The sequence below is a fragment of the Nonomuraea sp. NPDC049141 genome, assembly GCF_040648415.1.
GTDB lineage: Bacteria > Actinomycetota > Actinomycetes > Streptosporangiales > Streptosporangiaceae > Nonomuraea.
In genome coordinates this window covers 455,529-474,433 of the sequence record NZ_JBEZDR010000007.1, presented here as the reverse complement: position 1 = coordinate 474,433, position 18,905 = coordinate 455,529, and the positions used below count along the sequence as shown (strand labels likewise).

At 67.8% G+C, this 18,905-nt stretch carries 18 protein-coding genes and 1 pseudogene; 10 read left to right on the top strand and 9 right to left on the bottom strand.

Annotation, left to right across the window (positions count from 1 at the left end; all coding sequences use genetic code 11):
• Window positions 1-174: 174 nt before the first annotated feature.
• Complete coding sequence (gene serA / locus AB0B91_RS23810; RefSeq protein ID WP_358323263.1) at window positions 175-1,764, top strand: phosphoglycerate dehydrogenase; 1,590 nt, start codon at window positions 175-177, stop codon at window positions 1,762-1,764.
• Window positions 1,765-2,193: 429 nt separating this feature from the next.
• Here serA and AB0B91_RS23805 read toward each other — a convergent pair whose 3' ends face one another.
• From AB0B91_RS23805 to AB0B91_RS23785, 5 genes are read right to left on the bottom strand one after another with little or no spacing between them, the layout of a single operon-like run.
• Window positions 2,194-3,003 (bottom strand): class I SAM-dependent methyltransferase, encoded by an 810-nt coding sequence (locus AB0B91_RS23805; RefSeq protein WP_358323260.1) that lies wholly within the window; start codon window positions 3,001-3,003, stop codon window positions 2,194-2,196.
• Window positions 3,004-3,032: 29 nt separating this feature from the next.
• A complete protein-coding gene (locus AB0B91_RS23800; protein WP_358323258.1) occupies window positions 3,033-3,953 on the bottom strand; it encodes an ROK family protein in 921 nt (306 codons plus the stop codon).
• A complete protein-coding gene (locus AB0B91_RS23795; protein ID WP_358323255.1) occupies window positions 3,950-5,134 on the bottom strand; it encodes a sugar ABC transporter permease in 1,185 nt (394 codons plus the stop codon). Before AB0B91_RS23795 ends, AB0B91_RS23800 begins: the two co-directional genes overlap by 4 nt.
• Complete coding sequence (locus AB0B91_RS23790; RefSeq protein ID WP_358323252.1) at window positions 5,131-5,850, bottom strand: ATP-binding cassette domain-containing protein; 720 nt, start codon at window positions 5,848-5,850, stop codon at window positions 5,131-5,133. Before AB0B91_RS23790 ends, AB0B91_RS23795 begins: the two co-directional genes overlap by 4 nt.
• Window positions 5,851-6,948, bottom strand: a complete 1,098-nt coding sequence (locus AB0B91_RS23785) for a sugar ABC transporter substrate-binding protein (RefSeq protein WP_358323249.1) — start codon at window positions 6,946-6,948, stop codon at window positions 5,851-5,853.
• A gap of 99 nt (window positions 6,949-7,047) precedes the next feature.
• Between AB0B91_RS23785 and AB0B91_RS23780 the strand changes: the two genes are divergently transcribed.
• The 3 genes from AB0B91_RS23780 (at window position 7,048) to AB0B91_RS23770 (ending at window position 10,612) form a co-directional block, all read left to right on the top strand.
• Window positions 7,048-8,208 (top strand): ROK family transcriptional regulator, encoded by a 1,161-nt coding sequence (locus tag AB0B91_RS23780; RefSeq protein ID WP_358323246.1) that lies wholly within the window; start codon window positions 7,048-7,050, stop codon window positions 8,206-8,208.
• Window positions 8,209-8,271: 63 nt separating this feature from the next.
• Entirely contained in the window at window positions 8,272-9,318 is a 1,047-nt protein-coding gene (locus AB0B91_RS23775) for a 3-isopropylmalate dehydrogenase (protein ID WP_358323243.1), read from the top strand.
• Between the two features lie 196 nt (window positions 9,319-9,514).
• Window positions 9,515-10,612, top strand: a complete 1,098-nt coding sequence (locus tag AB0B91_RS23770; RefSeq protein WP_358323241.1) for a branched-chain amino acid aminotransferase — start codon at window positions 9,515-9,517, stop codon at window positions 10,610-10,612.
• A 391-nt stretch (window positions 10,613-11,003) separates the two neighbouring features.
• Here the strand turns inward: AB0B91_RS23770 and AB0B91_RS23765 are convergent, their stop codons facing one another.
• A complete protein-coding gene (locus AB0B91_RS23765) occupies window positions 11,004-11,405 on the bottom strand; it encodes a hypothetical protein (RefSeq protein WP_358323238.1) in 402 nt (133 codons plus the stop codon).
• A 107-nt stretch (window positions 11,406-11,512) separates the two neighbouring features.
• Window positions 11,513-11,905, bottom strand: a complete 393-nt coding sequence (locus AB0B91_RS23760) for a hypothetical protein (RefSeq protein ID WP_358323236.1) — start codon at window positions 11,903-11,905, stop codon at window positions 11,513-11,515.
• Between the two features lie 215 nt (window positions 11,906-12,120).
• Here AB0B91_RS23760 and AB0B91_RS23755 point away from each other — a divergent pair, with 215 nt between their 5' ends.
• The 3 genes from AB0B91_RS23755 to AB0B91_RS23745 all read left to right on the top strand — a co-directional run bounded on the left by AB0B91_RS23755 (window position 12,121) and on the right by AB0B91_RS23745 (window position 13,970).
• Entirely contained in the window at window positions 12,121-13,056 is a 936-nt protein-coding gene (locus tag AB0B91_RS23755) for a helix-turn-helix transcriptional regulator (RefSeq protein ID WP_358323234.1), read from the top strand.
• A 140-nt stretch (window positions 13,057-13,196) separates the two neighbouring features.
• Window positions 13,197-13,772, top strand: a complete 576-nt coding sequence (locus tag AB0B91_RS23750; protein WP_358323232.1) for an HD domain-containing protein — start codon at window positions 13,197-13,199, stop codon at window positions 13,770-13,772.
• A 66-nt stretch (window positions 13,773-13,838) separates the two neighbouring features.
• Entirely contained in the window at window positions 13,839-13,970 is a 132-nt protein-coding gene (locus tag AB0B91_RS23745; RefSeq protein ID WP_358323229.1) for a hypothetical protein, read from the top strand.
• Between the two features lie 35 nt (window positions 13,971-14,005).
• Here the strand turns inward: AB0B91_RS23745 and AB0B91_RS23740 are convergent, their stop codons facing one another.
• Entirely contained in the window at window positions 14,006-15,538 is a 1,533-nt protein-coding gene (locus AB0B91_RS23740; protein ID WP_358323227.1) for an AAA family ATPase, read from the bottom strand.
• 89 nt (window positions 15,539-15,627) lie between these two features.
• Between AB0B91_RS23740 and AB0B91_RS23735 the strand changes: the two are divergent.
• From AB0B91_RS23735 to AB0B91_RS23725, 3 genes and pseudogenes are all read left to right on the top strand, one after another.
• Window positions 15,628-15,764, top strand: a pseudogene (locus tag AB0B91_RS23735) (HAD family hydrolase); the annotation flags it as partial.
• Between the two features lie 351 nt (window positions 15,765-16,115).
• Window positions 16,116-17,042: an aminoglycoside phosphotransferase family protein gene (locus tag AB0B91_RS23730; protein ID WP_358323224.1), complete on the top strand. Its 927-nt coding sequence runs from the start codon at window positions 16,116-16,118 to the stop codon at window positions 17,040-17,042.
• Between the two features lie 63 nt (window positions 17,043-17,105).
• Window positions 17,106-17,672, top strand: a complete 567-nt coding sequence (locus tag AB0B91_RS23725) for a TOPRIM nucleotidyl transferase/hydrolase domain-containing protein (protein WP_358323221.1) — start codon at window positions 17,106-17,108, stop codon at window positions 17,670-17,672.
• Window positions 17,673-18,284: 612 nt separating this feature from the next.
• Here AB0B91_RS23725 and AB0B91_RS23720 read toward each other — a convergent pair.
• Window positions 18,285-18,848 (bottom strand): NAD(P)H-dependent oxidoreductase, encoded by a 564-nt coding sequence (locus tag AB0B91_RS23720; protein WP_358323219.1) that lies wholly within the window; start codon window positions 18,846-18,848, stop codon window positions 18,285-18,287.
• Window positions 18,849-18,905: the final 57 nt, after the last annotated feature.

Sequence of the window (18,905 nt, the reverse complement as noted above, 5' to 3'; positions counted from 1 at the left end):
CAAAGATGAGAGCAGTGTGGATGACTTTGCGGGGCGCGGGGTATGGCGGCGGCTGTCTCAGATCCTGGGTCCCTCGTGAACACATTCACAAGCGCGGATAGACTCGGAGCGATCCGAGGGGCCCGGAGACGTGTCCCTCAACACCCGCCCGCCTGCCCCTAAGGATCCACTTCCATGAGCAAGCCCGTCGTACTGGTCGCAGAGGAGCTGTCAGAGGCAGGCCTCGCCGTACTCGCCAACGATTTCGAGGTCCGCCACACCGACGGCGCCGACCGCTCGCAACTCCTGCCCGCGCTCGCCGACGTGGACGCGCTCATCGTCCGCTCCGCCACGCAGGTCGACGCCGAGGCCATCGCCGCGGCGCCCAAGCTGCGCGTGGTCGCCCGGGCCGGTGTCGGTCTCGACAACGTCGACGTCGAGGCTGCCACCAAGGCCGGTGTGATGGTGGTCAACGCCCCGACCTCCAACATCACCAGCGCCGCCGAGCAGACCATCGCGCTCATCCTGGCCAGCGCCCGCAACACGGCTCAGGCGCACGCCGCGCTGAAGAACGGCGAGTGGAAGCGGTCCAAGTACACCGGTGTCGAGCTCGACGAGAAGGTCGTCGGCATCCTCGGCCTCGGCAAGATCGGCCAGCTCGTGGCGCAGCGCCTGCAGCCGTTCGGCGTCGAGCTGATCGCCTACGACCCCTACCTGCCGCCGGCCCGCGCCGACCAGATGGGCGTCAAGCTGCTCAGCCTCGAAGAGGTCATCAAGCAGGCCGACTTCATCACCGTGCACCTGCCCAAGTCCAAGGAGACGCTCGGGCTCATCGGTGACAAGGAGCTGCACCAGGTCAAGCCTTCGGTGCGGATCGTCAACGTGGCCCGCGGCGGCATCGTGGACGAGGGCGCGCTCTACTCGGCGATCAAGGAGGGCCGCGTCGCCGGTGCCGGCATCGACGTGTTCTCCAAGGAGCCCTGCACCGACAGCCCGCTGTTCGAGCTCGACCAGGTCGTCGTCACGCCGCACCTGGGCGCCTCCACCCACGAGGCCCAGGAGAAGGCCGGCACCCAGGTCGCGCGGAGCGTCAAGCTCGCCCTCGCCGGCGAGTTCGTGCCCGACGCGGTCAACGTCCAGGGCGGCGCGGTCGCCGAGGACGTCAAGCCGGGCCTGCCGCTGGCCGAGAAGCTGGGCCGCGTCTTCACCGCGCTGGCGGGCGAGGTCGCCACGAAGCTCGACGTCGAGGTGCGCGGCGAGATCGCCACGCAGGATGTGCGGGTCCTTGAGCTGGCCGCGCTCAAGGGCATCTTCACCGACGTGGTCGAGGACTCGGTCACGTACGTGAACGCGCCGCTCCTGGCCAAGGACCGCGGGATCTCCGTCAACCTGGTGACCAGCTCCGACAGCCCCGACTGGCGCAACGTGGTCACCGTGCGCGGTGTGCTCGCCGACGGCCGCCGCGTCTCGGTCTCGGGCACGCTGTCCGGCCCGCGCCAGATCACGAAGATCGTCGAGGTCAACGGCTACGAGATGGAGATCGAGCCGACCGCGCACCTGTCGTTCTTCACCTACGCCGACCGGCCCGGCATCGTCGGCGTCGTCGGCCGCCTCCTCGGCGAGCACGGCGTCAACATCGCCTCGATGCAGGTGGCCCGCGACGCCAAGGGCGGCAACGCGCTGATCGCGCTGACGGTCGACTCGGCCATCCCGGCCGACGTGATCGAGCAGATCATCGCCGAGATCGGTGCCGACAGCGGCCGCTCGGTCGACCTGGAGGACTGACCCACCCCGTTCCAGGACAAACGGCTGCCGCTCTCACGGCAGCCGTTTTTCTGTCTCAAGATGCGAGATAGTAGGACGTCCAACGAGACAGCCAAACTACCGCCAGGTATTCTTTCGAAAGATGCGCCAGGTTCTCGTACTTCTTACCTGCCGCGGCGGGGCCTGTTAGGGCAGGTCGACGACTCGCCGCGGTGTGCGGCGTTGCGTCGGCCGGTAAGCCCCTTCGTCCGGTCCGCGATCCGGACCCCACGAGATCAGGCCCGGTCGGATTCGTGACCGGGATCCGACTTCACCACCACGACGCCCCGCGAAATGAGATGAGACGCCCATGTACGAGATGTATGCCTGGAACGCCACCGACGAGACCGAGGACGAGGCGACCGAGGCTCTGCAGACCGCCCTGGACCGCAGGGACAACGGCGGCGCCCCTCAGAACTCCAGCCGGTAGAAGACCGCCGCCCTCCCGAGCCGTGGCATGACCTTGGCGATCCCGGCCGAGATCCGGTGTGAGGCCGAAAGGCGGCCGTAGCCGGGCAGGTCGAAAGCGCTCAGGGCGGTGACGAGGCGCAGCTTCGGGCTGATCGACAGCAGGTCGTCCGGCCCGTCGATGCCCCAGCGCATCGTGGCCTCGGCCTTCCTGAGCGGTCTGTTGATCGCCTGCAGGCGCAGCCCGAAGGGGCTGACCGCGTCGAAGACGAACTGGCCGCCGGGGAACCGGTCGACGATCGCCCTGACCAGCGCCCGGCCACCCGGCGGATCGAGGTAGTAGAACAACCCCTCGGCGACGACCAGCACCGGCTTGCCCGCGGGCACCTGGTCCAGCCAGCCGAGGTCGGTGACCGACGTGCCGATGGTCCTGTGCTCCTCCGGATACAGCCGCCGGCGCAGGTCGATGACGTCGGGATAGTCCACGTCGTACCAGTCGACGCCCGGTGGCGGCGCCAGGCGGTAGACCCGCGTGTCGAGACCGCAGCCCAGGTGCAGCACGGTCGCTTCGGCATGCCGGGAGAGGAACTCCCTGGCCCAGCCGTCCAGGAAGCGGGCTCTGAGCGCGACCGAGCCGGCGTTGCGGCGGTCCATGCCGGTCTGGCGGAAGTCGTGGTCGATGCGCGCGACGGTCGCCGCCGCCAGGCGGTCGTCGAGGATGGGACGCGGTGATCGGGCGTCCAGTGCCCTGCCGTACAGGGTGGCGAGGAGCGTGGCCTTCTCGGCGGCCAGCTGCACCTTCTCGGTAGCCATGCTCCTTAAGCTACACCTATTTCACAAACTCATGAAGACTGTGAAGCGGCGTGGGCGAGTGCCAGCGCGCCGAGCAGCGGGGCGTCGTCGGTGAACCGCGCCGGGCGCACCTCGGGCGGGAAGGGTACGGCCCGGCGCAGCTCGGCCGTCAGGCGTGGCATGATCAGATCCGCCGCGCCCATCATGCCGCCGCCGACCACCAGGCACTCGGGGTCGAACGTCGCGCACAGGTTCGCCACGCTCATGGCCAGCAGCGCGAGCGCCTCGTCCACCAGCCCCGCCACATCGGGTCCGGCGGGAGCGCCGTCAGAGGTGTCGGCGGGTGCGCCGTCGGAGGCGTCGGTGGTGGCGAAGAGGGCGAGCAGGTCGGCCGCCGTGGTCTCGCGGCCGAGCAGGGCCGTGCCCCGGGCCGCGAGCGCGGCTCCGGAGACCCGCTCCTCCAGGGGTACGTGCCCGTCGGCGAAGGCGGGCTCGCCCGGGATGGCCTGCAGGTAGCCGATCTCGCCCGCCGCGCCGTGCGCCCCGGAGACCACCTGGCCGTTCACCACCAGCGCCGCCGCCAGGCCGGTGCCCAGGTTCAGGTAGACGCCCGCCGACACGCCGCGGAGCGCTCCCCAGCGCAGTTCGGCCGCCGCTGCCGCCTTCACGTCGTTGTCGATCGCCACCGGGATCGCGCCGTACTCCTCCCGTAGAAGCCTGGGCAGCTCCAGCCCTTCCCAGCCGGGCACGTTGGGCGCCAGGAAGACCCGGCCGTCGCGGATGACGCCGCACGTCGAGAAGCCCACCGCGGCCGGCGCGCCGTCCAGGTCCCTGGCCGCCGCGAGCGCCCGTTCGAGCGTGCCGGCGCCGGTGTCGAGCCGGATCCGCTCGGCGATCTCCGGTCCGTCGGAGCTGGACACGCCGACGGCGACCTTCGTGCCACCCACGTCGATGCCCAGCACCCGGCTCACTGGGCGGCCCCCCGGCGGGCCAGCGAGTCGATCGCCACGGCCAGGGCCAGCACCGCGGCGGTGACCATGAACCGTACGGAGGAGTCGACGCTCAGCAGGTACATGCCGCTGGTGATCGACTGGATGACCAGCACCCCGAGCAGCGCGTCATAGGCGCGCCCACGGCCGCCGAACAGCGAGGTGCCGCCGATGACCGCCGCGGCGATCGCCATGAGCAGGATGTCGCTGCCGCCGGACTGCTGGTTGACCGCCGACAGCCGGCTGGCCGCCAGGATGCCCCCGGCCGCCGCCAGCGTGGAGGCCAGCATGAACGCCAGGATCCTGATCCGCGTCACGTTGATCCCGGCCCGTCTCGCCGCCTCCGCGTTGCCCCCCACGGCGTACACATGCCTGCCGAACGCGGTATGCCGGAGCACGAGATCGAACACCACGACCAGCGCGCCGAAGATGATCAGCAGGAGCGGCACGCCCCGGTCGGCCGACATGATGAGCACGCCCGCCACGAGCAGTACGCCCAGCCCGCCCGTCCTGACCAGCAGCCACCACAGAGGAGTGACGGGCAGCCCGGCGGCCAGCCTGAGGCGCCGGGTGAGCAGCGCCGCGCCGCCCGAGACGAGCACCAGGCCCGCCACCATCAGCCACGACAGCCAGGACGGCAGCCAGGTGTCGCTCAGCTTCGAGATGAACCCGGTGAACGGCAGGTTGATCGTGCCGCCCTGCCGCAGCAGGAAGAGCAGCAGCCCGAGCCAGCCCATCAGCCCGGCCAACGTGACCACGAACGACGGCATCCGGAGCTTGGTGAACATCAGCCCGTGGATCAGCCCGATCCCGGCCCCAGCTGCCAGCGCGATCAGGATGGCCGCCAGCGCGCTCCAGCCCTGCTTGACGTGCATGATCGTCATGATCGTCGCGCAGAGGCCGCTGACCGAGCCCGCCGACAGGTCGATCTCGCCGAGCAGCAGCACCATGATGATGCCCAGTGAGATCGTGCCGGTCGCGGCCATCTGGAGGGCCAGGTTCGTCAGGTTCTCGGGTGCGAGGAAGCGGTCGTTGAGCGCGCTGAAGACGATCGCGATCGCCACCAGCCCGCCGACGACCGGCCACGCGCCGACGTCGCCCTGTCGCAGCCGCTCGACCGCGACCTTCGGCGTGTAGGGCTTGCGCGCCAGTGTGTCGGTCATCGTCCTGCCCCCGTGATCGCGGCCACGATCTCCTCCTGCGTGGTGTCGGCCGTACCGAACTCACCGGCGTTGCGTCCCAGGCGCAGCACGACCACGCGGTCGCTCACCTCCCGTACGTCGGCCAGGTTGTGTGAGATGACCAGGACCGCGAGCCCGCGTTCGCGCAGCCGCCCGATCAGCGCGAGCACCTGGGCCGTCTGCTCCACGCCGAGCGCGGCGGTGGGCTCGTCCAGGATGACCAGGCGCGGTTCGCCGATCAGCGCCCTGGCGATCGCCACGGACTGGCGCTGACCGCCCGACAGCATGGCGACCGGCACCCTGATGTCCCGGATGCGGACGTCGAGCTGTTCGAGCAGCTCGCGGGTGGCGCGTTCCATCTCTATGTGGTGCAGGAGCGTCCAGCGGCGGCGTTCCGTTCCGAGGAACAGGTTGGCCACCACGTCCAGGTTCTCGCAGAGCGCGAGATCCTGGTAGACGGTCGAGACGCCGAGCGCCTGCGCGTCGTGCGGGTTGGTGATTTTGACCGGTGTGCCGTCGACCGTGATCGTGCCCTCGTCGGGGACGACCACCCCCGAGATGGTCTTGACCAGCGTGGACTTGCCGGCGCCGTTGTCGCCCATGAGGGCGGTGACCTCGCCGGGGCGCAGGTTGAGGCTCGCGCCGTCGAGGGCCTGGACCGCGCCGTAGCGCTTGGAGATGCCTGTCGCGGAGAGCATTTACTGAATGCCAGCCTTGGCGCAGGCCGCCTTGACCTCGGCGGTGCAGATCTGGTCGGCCGTGTAGAACTTGTCCTTCACGATCGTGCCCTTGACCTTGTCCGCGGTGACGGCGATGGGGTCGAGGAGGAAGGCCGGAATGTCGACGGTGCCGTTGTTGACCTTGCTGGTCGCGGCGGGCTGCTCACCCTTGGCCACGGCCACGGCCAGCTCGGCGGACTTCTCCGCCTCAGCCCTGATGTCCAGATATATGGTCATGTACTGCTCGCCAGTGAGGATGCGTTGCACGGCGGCCAGCTCGGCGTCCTGCCCGGTGATCGGCGGCAGCTCCTTGTAGCCCGCGCGCTTCATGGCGGCGATCGCGCCGCCCGCCATGCCGTCGTTGGCCGACAGCACGCCCACGATGTTGTCCCGGCCGATCGCGGTGATCGCCTGCTCCATCTGCTGCTGGGCCTTGTCGGGGCTCCAGTCGGGCGTGTCGAACTCCCTGCCGACCTTGACCTTGCCGTCCAGGACGCTCTTGGCGCCCTTCTTGTAGTCGGCCGAGCTGGGGTCGGTCGGGGCGCCGTGGATCTCCACGATCTGGCCCTTGGCCGTCGTGCCCTTGGCGTTCATCGCGTCGAGCAGGGCCTGGCCCTGCATCTCGCCGACACGGACGTTGTTGAACGACACGTAGTACGCGTAGTCGATGCCGGAGATCAGCCGGTCGTAGGCGATCACCGGGATCTTCTTCTGCTTGGCCTGGTTGACCAGCGGGGCTACCGCGTTGGCGTCGACCGCGTCGAGCACCAGGACGTTCGCGCCCTGGGTGAGGGCCGCCTCGACCTGTTGCTGCTGTTTGGCCGCGTCCTGCTCGGCGTTGCTGTAGAGGATCTTGCAGTCGGCGCAGAGCTCCTTGACCTTCGCCTCGAACAGCGGCCGGTCGAACGCCTCATATCGCGTGGTCTTGGATTCGGGCAGGAAGAGGGCGATCGTCTTCGCGGCGCCCCCGGCGCTCGCGGTGGTGCCCTTGTCGGTGTTGGTGTTGGCAGAGTTACCGCAGGCGGCAGCGGCCAACAAGACCGCCGCGGCCGGGATCAGTCGCCATGCTCGGTCCATCGCACATCGTCCTCTCGGGTGGGCGCGCCCCGCTGTTTGGTAAGAAAGCTAGTTTACTACCAGGGCAGTTGGCTAGAGTTTGGCGCGAGGAGGGTGAATATGCGGGGTGGGCTGGGTAATCCGCGGCTGCTGCGGGTGCTGAACGAGCGTCGGCTGCTCGACCAGCTCCACGCGAACGGCCCGGCGTCACGGGCCGATCTGGCCAAAGTCACCGGACTGTCGAAGCCGACGGTCTCGGCGGCGCTGGCCGGCCTGGAGGAAGACGGGCTGGTGCACCTGGTCGGCGAGGTGTCGGGCCGTCCCGGCCCGGTGACCTCGCTCTATGACATGAACGCGGCCTCCACCCACGTGGCGGGCATCGATATCGGCCGCGACTGGATCCGCGTCGCCGTGGCGGACCTGCGCGGTACGTTCGCGGGCCGCTGCGACGGGCGCAACACCGCCCGCGACTCGGCCGAGCTGGCGATCCTCGTGGGCGAGCTGTGCCACGCCGCGGCCAGGGAGGCGGAGCTGGACTGGTCCGCGATCGCCTGCGCGGTGGTCGGCTCGCCCGGCGTCTACGACCCGGCCCAGGGCCGCCTGGACTTCGCGCCCAACCTCCCGGGCCCGCCTGACCTGGCGGGTCGTCTCCGGTCGGCCCTCGACGTCGAGCTGATCATCGAGAACGACATCAACCTGGCGGCGGTCGGCGAGCACACGTACGGGGAGGGACGCGGCAAGTCCAACTTCGCCCTGGTCTCCATCGGTACGGGCGTCGGCATGGGCATCGTCATCAACGGCGAGCTCTATGTAGGTGCCAGGGGAGCGGCGGGAGAGGTCTCCTACGTCCCCACGGACTCGCCCCCCACGGACGACGCCCTGGCCCACGGCGCCACGGAGACGGTGACCGCCGCCCCCGGCGTGGTCCGCGCGGCCAGGGCGGCCGGGCTGGACCTGGAGACGGCCAAGGACGTCTTCGCGGTGGCGGCGGACGGCGACCCGGCGGCCCGCTCGGTGGTGGAGGCGGAAGGCCGCCGCATCGGCGGTCTCCTGGTGGCGGTGGCGGCGGTCCTGGACCCGGAGGTCATCGTCCTGAGCGGCGGAGTGGGCCGCAACCTGGACCTTCTCGGCGCGGCGATAAAGGACCGGATCGCGGAACTGGGCCCCCTGCGGCCGGTGGTGGTGGCCAGCGCTCTGGGAGACAGCGGAGTGCTACTGGGCGCGGTGGCCCATGCCAGAACCAGGGCCTGGGACCTCATCTTCGACGCCAGGCGAGGCTGACTCTCTTGTCCAAGAAGTGAGATAGGATGCTCGACAGTCGAGACGAGCGGGTAAGGTACGCACATGGAGTCGCGGAATATTCGCCTGGCCGTCATCCCCGGAGACGGCATCGGCGCCGAGGTCGTCGCTGAAGGGCTGAAGGTCCTGGAGGCCGTCGGGACCAAGTTCGAGGCCACCCACTACGACCTGGGTGCCGCACGCTATCACCGCACGGGCGAGACACTGCCCGACGCCGTGCTCGAAGAGCTGCGCGGCTATGACGCGATCCTGCTCGGCGCCGTGGGCGACCCCAGCGTGCCGCCCGGCATCCTGGAGCGCGACCTGCTGCTCCGCCTCCGCTTCGCCTTCGACCACTACGTCAACCTGCGCCCGGTCAAGCTCTTCCCCGGCGTCGAGACCCGGCTGGCCGACACACCGACCGAGAACATCGACATGGTCGTCGTCCGCGAGGGCACCGAGGGCCTCTACGCCGGCACCGGCGGCGTCATGCGCCGTGGCACGCCGCATGAGATCGCGACCCAGGAGTCGCTCAACACCGCCTACGGTGTCGAGCGCGTGGTCCGCTACGCCTTCGAGAAGGCCCAGTCCCGCCCGCGCAAGAAGCTGACGCTCGTCCACAAGACGAACGTCCTCACCTACGCCGGCGACCTCTGGCAGCGCACGGTCAACCGCGTGGCGGAGGAATACCCCGAGGTCACCACCGACTACAGCCATATCGACGCGGCCTCGATGTTCTTCGTGAGCCAGCCTGAGCGGTTCGACGTCATCGTCACCGACAACCTCTTCGGCGACATCATCACCGACCTCGGCGCGGCGATCGCCGGCGGCATCGGCCTGGCGGCCAGCGGCAACATCAACCCCGAGCGCACCGCGCCCAGCATGTTCGAGCCGGTGCACGGCAGCGCCCCCGACATCGCCGGGCAGGGCAAGGCCGACCCGACCGCGACGATCCTGTCGGTCGCCATGCTCCTGGAGCACCTCGGCCTGTCCGCCGAGGCGGCCAGGGTCGAGCAGGCCGTCGCCGACGACATCGTCGAGCGCCTGGCCGGTTGGGCCGGCCGTACGACACACGAGATCGGTGACGACATCACCGCGCGAGTATCGAGCTAGGGCCGCCCAGCTCCCCAAGCGCCTGGCGGTCCGCACAAGGACCGCGAGGCGCTTTTTCGCGTCTGAACGGCTAAAGCACCCCATTAGCCGCTTGCAATCCCAAATAGCGAGACAATAGGAAGTACAGGCTGCTCTAAGCAGTGAATGTCCAGAGCCGTAGAGTCTGTCCAGAACCGTAGAGAGAAGGACCTCCGTCATGACCATCGCTCAGAAGCTCAGCTTCGACGTGCAGCTATCCGACCACGCTCGCACTGCGGCCGAGCGGGAGCAGGTACTGGCGAACCCCGGGTTCGGGCAGACCTTCACCGACCACATGATCTCGATCGACTACACCGAGGGCGAGGGCTGGCACGACGCCCGCCTCGAGCCGTACGGGCCGCTCTCGCTCGACCCGGCCACCTCGGTGTTCCACTACGCGCAGGAGCTGTTCGAGGGGCTCAAGGCGTACCGGCAGGTCAACGGCTCGATCGTGACCTTCCGCCCGTACGCCAACGCCGCCCGCTTCAACACCTCGGCCGAGCGCATGGCGATGCCCGCGCTTCCGGAAGAGGCGTTCGTCGAGTCACTCGAACTCCTCGTCCAGACCGACAAGGACTGGGTCCCCACCGCCGAGGGCCACAGCCTCTACCTGCGCCCGTTCATCATCGCGACCCAGGTCGGCCTCGGCGTCAACTACCCGTCCCGCTCATACCGGTACATGGTCATCGCCTCCCCGGCAGCCTCCTACTTCACCGGCGGCGTCCAGCCCGTCTCCGTCTGGCTCTCCACCGAGTACACCCGCGCCGCGCCCGGCGGCACCGGCTTCGCCAAGTGCGGCGGCAACTACGCCGCCGCCTTCGTCGCCCAGCGGCAGGCCGTCGAGCAGGGCTGCGACCAGGTGGTGTGGCTGGACGCGCACGAGCACCGGTACGTCGAGGAGATGGGCGGAATGAACCTGTTCTTCGTCTTCGGCGACAAACTGGTCACCCCCGCACTGACCGGCACCCTGCTGCCCGGCATCACCCGCGACTCCATCCTGTCCCTCGCCGCCGACCTCGGCCTGGAGGCTTCAGAGCGCCTGATCTCGACGGACGAGTGGCAGGCGGGCTGCGAGTCGGGAGAACTCACGGAGGTGTTCGCCTGCGGGACGGCGGCGGTGGTCACACCGGTCGGCTCGGTCAAGGGCGCGGACCGGGCATGGACGGTGGGAGACGGCACCCCTGGGGAAGTGACGATGCGGATCCGTGAGGAACTGGTGGGAATCCAGTACGGCTCCCGCCCCGACACCCACAGCTGGATCCACAAGATCAGCTAAACGGTCCCCTTTTCTCACCCCCCGAAAAGGGCCTCCGCTTCGCTCCGGGCGTCCTTCTCCAACCCACCCCTTACCCGTTTGGGTGGTTGGCCGTTTGACGCCCGCCCTTCCACAAAGGGCTCGCAATCGGCGCTTCGCGCCCTGGAAGCTCGACGTTCTTCCTTTGGCGCTTACGCGCACTGCAAGGCCCTCCGCTTCGCTCCGGACGTTCTCCCAGGCGGGCTACCGCCCGCCCCCTGGAGGCCCTCGCTCCGCTCGGACTGCCTTCCCGAACGCTTCGCCAGAAGTTGGCAGGTTGGGCCATGGGGAAAACGGAAACTTGGCTGGAGGCCCATGGTGGTCCTTCAGCCGATGCGGAAACGGTAACTCTGGCGTATTGGCCACGGGGCTGCTATCTGCGGTCAGTCAGTGTCGTCTGGTCTTCCTTCTTGCCCTCGGCTGGTTGGCTCACCGACTGGGTATCGGCGTTTATCAGGCGGATACAGGCCGGGCAGGCACGGGCAGCCGTGGGTGAGAACCGCATCGACCAACCGCAGACCGGCAGGGGATACACCGACTTCCCGCACAAGCTGATCTTCGTGCCAAGCAGTGTGGCATGCTGCACAGCCTCCCGGCCCACATCTGGCAACCCAAGCCGGTAGCCGTCGGCGGGATCGTCTGGACAAGGTTCCATGGTGTCCACGACCAAGTCATCCCAGTGCACCGGCCAGCGCCGCACCCTGCCCGTCAGCCCTTCGTCCTCAACGTCTAGTTCGAGCAGGGCCAAGGTTCCGTTGCGCAGGATGCTGACCACGGTTCCTCGGCGGCCGATCAACTATGCGCCAGAGGCACGGGTTCGAGCGGGACTGTGCACCAGGTCCACGATCCTAGCCCGAGCCCCTGACGTACGCGGTGGCGCCGTCACGGTGCGGCCTTGCCCGGTGGTCCCGGATCAGCGCATGCGGGATCGGCGGTCACCTCCGACGACTGATGTTTTTCACGTAGGTCGGTGTAGCGGAAGGCGACCCGCCGTGCGGCCCGTGGTGGCTCAGTCGCGGGATGACGGGCATACACGACCCGCTTGCGGCGGTCGTCCCAGCCCGATCGCCACCAGAACCACGCGCCATCGCACCACACCACCAGCCCGGCCCAGACAGATACCAGGGCGAGGCGATAGCCGTCGTGAACATCGGCCGTGATATTTAGATCTGCCAACTCGCGCTTCAATTGTTCGGCGGAGGTGATCCACAGGGGCGGGTATGCAGGACAGGCGAGGTGTTCCATGCCGAGCTGCGTTCCGAGTCGCGATTCCATTTACTCTCACCAGTAGGGTCCAGTTACTCTGGGTGCTGCGATGGCTACGCTGTACGCTGGTGAAGACGCTAGGTGCGGCGCTGATGACATAGAAGTGACCGGAAGTACGAGTTACCGGCGGCGGTGACCACCTCATGAATCCCCCTGGTTCCAGAGCCCTGACCACTGGTCGTGGTTATGCCGATCGAGGGCGCGAGGGACGCGTGTCCGGTCATATGCTCAAGGTCATCCGAGAGTCGGCAGGGTTGACGCAGGAGCGGTTCGCCGAACGGTTGAGCGTGGACATCACGACCGTCCAGGGATGGGAGTCCGGACGCCGGCCGTTGATGGCGACCTCTACCGGCACCTATCTAGGGTTGCGTCACTCCCTCTTGTGCCTCGGCGCGCAACCACGTCTGCTTCTTCAACTGGACACCGCCTTGGAAGCGGATCGGTTCATCGGCTACGTGCTAAGCGCCAATCCCGGTGACGCCACGGCTGACGATCACCCGCTGGCGACCTGGGTGATCACGCGCCCATTCACCGACCTCGTGGCATGGCCGTTCACCAAGACTGCCCCATCAGCCGTCGCAGCTGTGGCAAAAGGAATCGGCCGTCGGGGCCCGGCTGGAGCCGGACCGTCGCTGCTGCCCGATGAACGCGCACACTTCTTCGACCGCCTGAAGACGGCGGCCGAGAGCGCTGACGTCGAGAGCGTGAAGGGGCTGCTGTTGCGTCGCCAGGCCCACTACGTCGCTGGTTTCGACGATGGAGGTGACACCGCCGACTGGCTGGCGAGTATGCAGCGCGCCGAAGAACGGCGTACCGGAAAGACGGTGGGGGACTGGACGCCGTCTTGGGCGGTCATCCGGTCCGGGGCCCACTCCCTTGCCAGAATCGGTGATCGCGAGGGTTTGCAGCACTTCATCCGCACCCGCTTGGCCAATGACGTCTGCGAAGTGGCCAACCTCAACTACTGGGCGTACTGGCTGGGCGAGGTCAGCGAACCCCAGGTGAGCGATATGTTCATGGTCGAGCTGAGCCCAGACGACTGGCGAGGCACCCATTTGGGCCGTCACCTGACGAGCAAGCTGGACTCCGCCAACCCATACGTCGATGTGGTCGTCCACACGCTCTGGGCGCTGTTCATGCTCCGCCCCTTCCGCTCTTGACCCGGGTATCGCAGGCGATCTCAAGGCCCAAGCTGCCCGTGTTCTCGACGAGAACGGCGTGTCGCCGCAGTCACGACGGGAGCTTGAAGCCGTCGTCTACGCTCTGCGCATGATGTACCACAGCTGAAAAGGGGGCCTTCATGGCGGACGACCTGGTTGGGCTGACGGACCTGCTGTACGAGATCGGGCTGCTCAAGCGCTACAAGCGCACCGGATGGCTCGTGGCGGGCGTGCGTGACCCGGAGAGCATTGCCGACCACTCGTTCCGTGCGGCGATCATCGCCAGCGTGATCGCCGCACTCGAGGGGGGCAACCCCGAACGGGCCGCGTTCATGAGCCTGTTCCACGACACCCAGGAGACCCGCATCACCGACATCCCGTACATCGGCAAGCGCTACCTCAGGGCGGCCCCGAACGAGGAAGTCACGGCCGATCAGATGCGGGGCGTGCCGGAGCCCGTGTTGGGCATGGTGAGCGATGCGGTCGGTGAGTACGAGGAGAAGGTCAGCCTCGAAGCAATCTGTGCACGCGACGCCGACAAACTGGAATGTCTCCTCCAAGCCGTTGAATATCGCGAGCAGGGGCACCAGAACATGCAGCCGTGGATCGACAGCTCTCTTGCCGCGCTCAAGACCGCGACCGGGAAGCGCCTCGCCGAGGAGGCTCTCCGCACGGGGACGTTGGAGTGGATGACCCGCGTCCTTGACGGCGACTGATTGACCAGGACATCGAATGTCGGTTGGGCTCTACGCTGGTCTGGATCGGCGCAGGAGGGAGCTGCCATGTCGGAGTTGGTTTCACGCCAGGTGACCGGCCATGCCGAGGAATTCCTCGACGCCTTCAGAGTGGTGATCGTCAATGGGCCGAGGCAGTCAGGCAAGACCACCCTGCTTCAAACGCTCGCTGCGGGTTGATCAAATCGCGTGCGAGCCGGAAGGCAAGGCACCCGTCACACCCGCAGAACGGTGACCAGACGGCCGGACGGTGTGGTCGCCTGCTCGAAAGCGCCTCGTTCCTTCCATGGTGGGGCTTCGGGGCGCCGGTTGAAGATCACCAGCGCGCCGGTGGTGAGGGTGAGGCGGTCCAGGTACCGGTCGAGTTGCATGAGGCCGTCGGGCATCGGGTCGTTCTCGCCCGCTCGCCAGACCTTGAGCTCCATGGCCTCGCGCTGCGTGAGCCGTTCGCCTTCGGGGCCGGTGTAGGGCCACCGGACCAGTACATCCAGGCGTTTGGTGCCTGCGGCGTACTCCCGGTCGAGCTGGCCTCCGCCGTTGACCAGGCGGTGCAGGAAGGCCATGAGGATGATCTGGCAGGCGGCCTCGTGGTAGCCCTCCTGTCGGATGAGTACCTCGCCGTGCTCGCGCCAGAACACGACGAACTCCTCCAGCAGTCGCGGCAGGTCGAAACGGCCGTCGGGCAGCACGAAGCTGTGCGGATCGGCCATCACGTACTGTTCCGACGGGTCGCCCAGGACCCGCAGGATGACTTCCCGGTAGATCGGGTTCGCCACCTCCAGCGGGGGTTTCTGCTTGACCAGGCCCAGATCGCAGACGTAGGACAGGTCGTCGGAGAAGGTGAGGTCGACGTCGGGGAAGTCCCCGGCAAGGATGGGCTCGATCACCCGCTTGACCCGGGGCTCGCGCAGCCGGGCGACCAGCGCGTCCAGATGGGTGGCGCGCTTCCGGATCAGCCGCTCCTTGGCGTCTTCCACCTGCCCGGCGGTGATGGCACTGGTCACTTTCATCTGAATGGTGATCTCATAGGCGAGGGCGTTGACCAGCCACGGTTGTCCCTGTGTGAGTTCGAAGACCCGGTCCACCGCGTCCTTGGTGAACTCCTGGCCGGTGGCCTGCGTGTGTTGGTCGTACAGCTCGGCGATTTCGTCGGCGGTGAAGTCGCCCAGGCGTAGTGACTCGACGATGTTGAACGGGCTGGCCGGGTTGGACCGGCCGGGTTCGCCGCCTGAGGCGACCTTGTAGTCTCGCAGGTCGCGTAGTCCGCACAGCACCACGGACGCGGGGAACGGCTGGCCCCCCGGCCGCGTGTTGTGACCGTCGCGGAGCTGGCTGAGGATGCTGACCAGGCTGTTGCCCTGCAGGGCGTCGATCTCGTCGAGGAACAGCACGGTCCGGCGCGGGCTGCGGTGACACCATTCGGTCAGCGCCGAACCGAACCGGCAGCCCGGCGTGACCTGCGGCCAGGGATCCGGCGGCAGCAGCTCCTCTGGCCATCCCGACCACTTGGCGGCCTCGCGGAGGGAATCCAGCAGGAGTGACTCCGCGGCGGCGTAGTCGTCACCGGCCGACTTGGCGCGCTCGCAGGAGAACATCAGGGCGGTGACATCACCGTCGGCGGTGAGCTCGGACGCCAGGGTGCGCAGCGCGGTCGTCTTCCCGGTCTGCCGGGGCGCGTGCAGCACGAAGTAACGGTCCATCTCGATGAGCTCTCGCGCCTGCGGGAGCCGCTGTGTGGGGGGCAGCATGTAGTGCTGCTGGGGGCCGCATGGGCCGGCGGTGTTGAAAAATCTCGCTCGGGGTGGCCGCATGGTCACAGTCTGCCATCCCCTGGCGGCGCGACGCCGACAAGCTCGAATGTCTCCTGCAAGCCGTTGAGTATCGCGAGCAGGGCACCAGAACGCGCAGCCGTGGATCGACAGCTCTCTTGCCGCCCTCAAGACCGCGACCGGGAAGCGCCTCGCCGAGGAGGCTGCTTACGGCCCGCCCCCTGGAGGACCTCGCTCCCCTGGGACCGCCTTCCCGAATGCTTCGCCAGAGTCGGCTCATGGGGGAGACGGGAGGCTCATCGTGGACCTTCAGCGGATGTGGAAAACGGTCAACGGGTGTGCACACCCGCTTATGGCGATGGGTGTAGTTCCCCCTTAAGGAGTAGTTGACCTGGGTAGATTGACGTCTACCGGCTCGTGGGCGGCGTGATCATCAGCGGTGGCGTGTCCGGGTAGGGTAGGGGCATGCTTTGACGCCTGCCCGGTAATCGGGCGCCTCCGTGATCTCCTTCGTTCGTCGCAGATCGACCCTGGACCCACGAAGGAGATGCCTTTCATGAACACGTCGACCTCCATCGACGTTCCTGATCTGTTCGCCGCGTCTTATGGTGCGAACGGCGCCGAGGCGCGCGCTTGGATCGCCGATCTGCCTCGCCTCGGCGGCGAGTTCCTGGACCGCTGGGAGCTGCGGCCCGACGGCCCGGCCGCGTACGGCATGGCCTCGCTGGTCCTGCCTGTGCTTCAGGCCGACGGGACACCCGCCGTCCTTAAGTTCCAGCAGCTCCGGGAGGAGACCGCCGGCGCCGCCACCGGGCTGCGGGCGTGGGGCGGCAACGGCATTGTGCGCCTGCTGGACTATCACGAGAACAGCGGCACTCAGTTACTGGAACGCCTGGACGCGGCCCGGTCTCTGTCCTCAGCGGCCGACGATGATGCGGCCATGCAGATCCTGGGCGAGCTGATGGCCCGCCTGACCTCGGTACCTGCCCCAAGGGATCTGCGACGGCTGTCCGATGTCGCCGCGGCCATGCTCGACCAGGTCCCGCAGGCGGTGACGGCGCTGCGCGACCCCGGCGAGCAGCGGTTGGTGCGCACCTGCGCGTCCGCCGTGGCTGAGCTGGTCGGTGAGTCTGGCAACTGTCTGCTGCATTGGGACCTGCACTATGACAACGTGCTGGCCGGAGAACGGGAACCCTGGCTGGCCATTGACCCTGAACCGCTGGCCGGGGACCCGGGGTTCGAGTTGTTGCCGGCGCTGGACAACCGGTGGGAGGAGGTCGAGGCCACCGGCGATGTGGCTCGCGCGGTGCTGCGCCGCTTCGACCTGCTGACCGAGGTCCTTGGCCTGGAGCGGGGGCGAGCAGTCGGCTGGAGTCTCGGCCGCGTGCTGCAGAACGCACTGTGGGATATCGAAGACGCCAAGGTCGCGCTCGAACCGGCCCAAGTCGCCATCGCTATGGCGCTGCTGCACCGGCGAGGATGAAAGGAGGAATTTCAACGCGTAAAAGGGGATGAACCTCTCTAGGTTCGATGCAAGGCTGGGCTCGTGAGCGACACGCAGACCGTGGTCCTGGTCGAGGGAGCCAGTGACAAGTCGGCCATCGAAGCGTTGGCCGAGCGCCGTGGCCGGAACCTGGCGGCCGAAGGCATCTCCCTGGTGGCGATGGGCGGTGCCACGAACATCGGGACATATCTCGGCAGGTTCGGCCCTCACGGTCGCAATCTCCGGCTGGCCGGCCTGTGCGACGTCGGGGAGGAAGGCGACTTCCGGAAGGCTCTTGAGCGCGCCGGCCTTGGATCCGATCTCAGCCGAAGCGATCTGGAGGCGCTCGGATTCTTCGTGTGCGTCGCTGACCTGGAAGACGAGCTGATCCGCGCCCTCGGTACCGCCACGGTTGAGCGCGTTGTCGATGCCGAGGGCGAGCTCAGCTCATTTCGTACGCTCCAGAAGCAACTGGCATGGCGCGGGAGCGCCACTCACGACCAACTGCGCCGGTTCATGGGATCAGGCAGTGGCCGCAAGATCCGCTACGCTGGCCCGCTCGTCGCGGCACTCGATCTCGATCGCGTGCCGCAGCCGCTGGATATGCTGCTGGCCCACCTGTCGGGGTAGTCGGAGATGGTGAATTTTGTCATCGCCGAGTGAAGCGGATTCGTTGGTGGAACCAGCGGGTGTTGGGGGCGTCGTCGCCGGTTGTGCCAGGTGGGGTTCCGAACGCTTCGCCGGGTTGGCGGGTTGGACCATGAGGGTCTAGAGGACCGGCCACGAGGGCGGCGCCTGCCGTGCGTCGCCCAGGGGGCTGGTGAGGGCGTTGCTGAGGTCCGGAGCCTCGAATCCCGGCGCGGGTGACACACAGAGTGCGGCCCTCGTCGTTGACCGCGCATCCTCAGTCCCGCCCAGGCCCCCAGGCGCTCTGCCCAGCGCCACGTCCGTCGTCTCGGACGTCGGTAGTAGCCCGTGGTCTGCCGGTTTTTGCGCCGTCAAATGTCGGTTGGGCTTTACGCTGGCCTCGATTGTCGCAGGTGGAGGGCCAGCCGGGGCGCTGAGGTTGTGGACAGTGGCGAGGAGATGCCGAATGACGACGAGTCCGGCGACGTTCTCAGCGTCAGCAACCCGGTCCCTATGGTGATCGACTGGTCAGAACTGCAGTTCTGAGTGACGCCACTCGTCATATGCGGCGCGTCTTCATCGTCCCAGAAATCGGGACCAGCCGTTCGTCGACGGTCAGCTGTCGCGCAGGGGTCTCAACACCCGGCCCCAGGCGATGACGTCCGCCAGCATGGCGCTTACGGCGTCGTCCTGGTGTGACCGTGGCTTGAGTTCCTTGAAGTCGATGAAGTCGTGGTGCATCTGCAGCGCCACGTGGTGGCGGACGTCGGCGATTCCGAGTGCGGCCATGGTGCTACGCAGGTGCTGGATGGCCCGGGCCGCGCCTTCCATGCCATATCCGACGAAGCCCGCCGCCTTGTTCCCCCACTCGTGATAGACGAAGTCGAGCGCGTTCTTCAGAACGCCGGGAAAGCTGTGGTTGTACTCGGGAGTGACGAAGACGAAGGCGTCCAGCGAGGCGACCTTCTCGGCCCAGCGGCGGGTATGCGGCCGGCTGTAGTCCGTCTCCATCAACGCGGGCACCGGCTCATCGAGCTGCGGCAGGTCGTAGTCCATGAGATCCACCAGCTCGAACCGCGCACCGCCCTGCCGCTCCGCCCCGTCGAGAACCCAGCGGCCCACCGCGTCGCCGACGCGTCCGGGACGGGTGCTCGCGACGATGATGCCAACATTGATCATTAGATTGCCCTTCGCCTCATGTTCCGGGCCGGCGTCCGACGCCGGCGGCAGCCAGCG

What these genes read in the sequence shown, in the direction of transcription:
- serA (WP_358323263.1), top strand. Translation starts at nt 175, where the DNA reads ATGAGCAAGCCCGTCGTACTGGTCGCAGAGGAGCTGTCAGAGGCAGGC.
- AB0B91_RS23805 (WP_358323260.1), bottom strand. Translation starts at nt 3,003, where the DNA reads ATGGCTACCGAGAAGGTGCAGCTGGCCGCCGAGAAGGCCACGCTCCTC.
- AB0B91_RS23795 (WP_358323255.1), bottom strand. Translation starts at nt 5,134, where the DNA reads ATGACCGACACACTGGCGCGCAAGCCCTACACGCCGAAGGTCGCGGTC.
- AB0B91_RS23790 (WP_358323252.1), bottom strand. Translation starts at nt 5,850, where the DNA reads ATGCTCTCCGCGACAGGCATCTCCAAGCGCTACGGCGCGGTCCAGGCC.
- AB0B91_RS23785 (WP_358323249.1), bottom strand. Translation starts at nt 6,948, where the DNA reads ATGGACCGAGCATGGCGACTGATCCCGGCCGCGGCGGTCTTGTTGGCC.
- AB0B91_RS23780 (WP_358323246.1), top strand. Translation starts at nt 7,048, where the DNA reads ATGCGGGGTGGGCTGGGTAATCCGCGGCTGCTGCGGGTGCTGAACGAG.
- AB0B91_RS23775 (WP_358323243.1), top strand. Translation starts at nt 8,272, where the DNA reads ATGGAGTCGCGGAATATTCGCCTGGCCGTCATCCCCGGAGACGGCATC.
- AB0B91_RS23770 (WP_358323241.1), top strand. Translation starts at nt 9,515, where the DNA reads ATGACCATCGCTCAGAAGCTCAGCTTCGACGTGCAGCTATCCGACCAC.
- AB0B91_RS23760 (WP_358323236.1), bottom strand. Translation starts at nt 11,905, where the DNA reads ATGGAATCGCGACTCGGAACGCAGCTCGGCATGGAACACCTCGCCTGT.
- AB0B91_RS23755 (WP_358323234.1), top strand. Translation starts at nt 12,121, where the DNA reads ATGCTCAAGGTCATCCGAGAGTCGGCAGGGTTGACGCAGGAGCGGTTC.
- AB0B91_RS23750 (WP_358323232.1), top strand. Translation starts at nt 13,197, where the DNA reads ATGGCGGACGACCTGGTTGGGCTGACGGACCTGCTGTACGAGATCGGG.
- AB0B91_RS23745 (WP_358323229.1), top strand. Translation starts at nt 13,839, where the DNA reads ATGTCGGAGTTGGTTTCACGCCAGGTGACCGGCCATGCCGAGGAATTC.
- AB0B91_RS23740 (WP_358323227.1), bottom strand. Translation starts at nt 15,538, where the DNA reads ATGCTGCCCCCCACACAGCGGCTCCCGCAGGCGCGAGAGCTCATCGAG.
- AB0B91_RS23730 (WP_358323224.1), top strand. Translation starts at nt 16,116, where the DNA reads ATGAACACGTCGACCTCCATCGACGTTCCTGATCTGTTCGCCGCGTCT.
- AB0B91_RS23720 (WP_358323219.1), bottom strand. Translation starts at nt 18,848, where the DNA reads ATGATCAATGTTGGCATCATCGTCGCGAGCACCCGTCCCGGACGCGTC.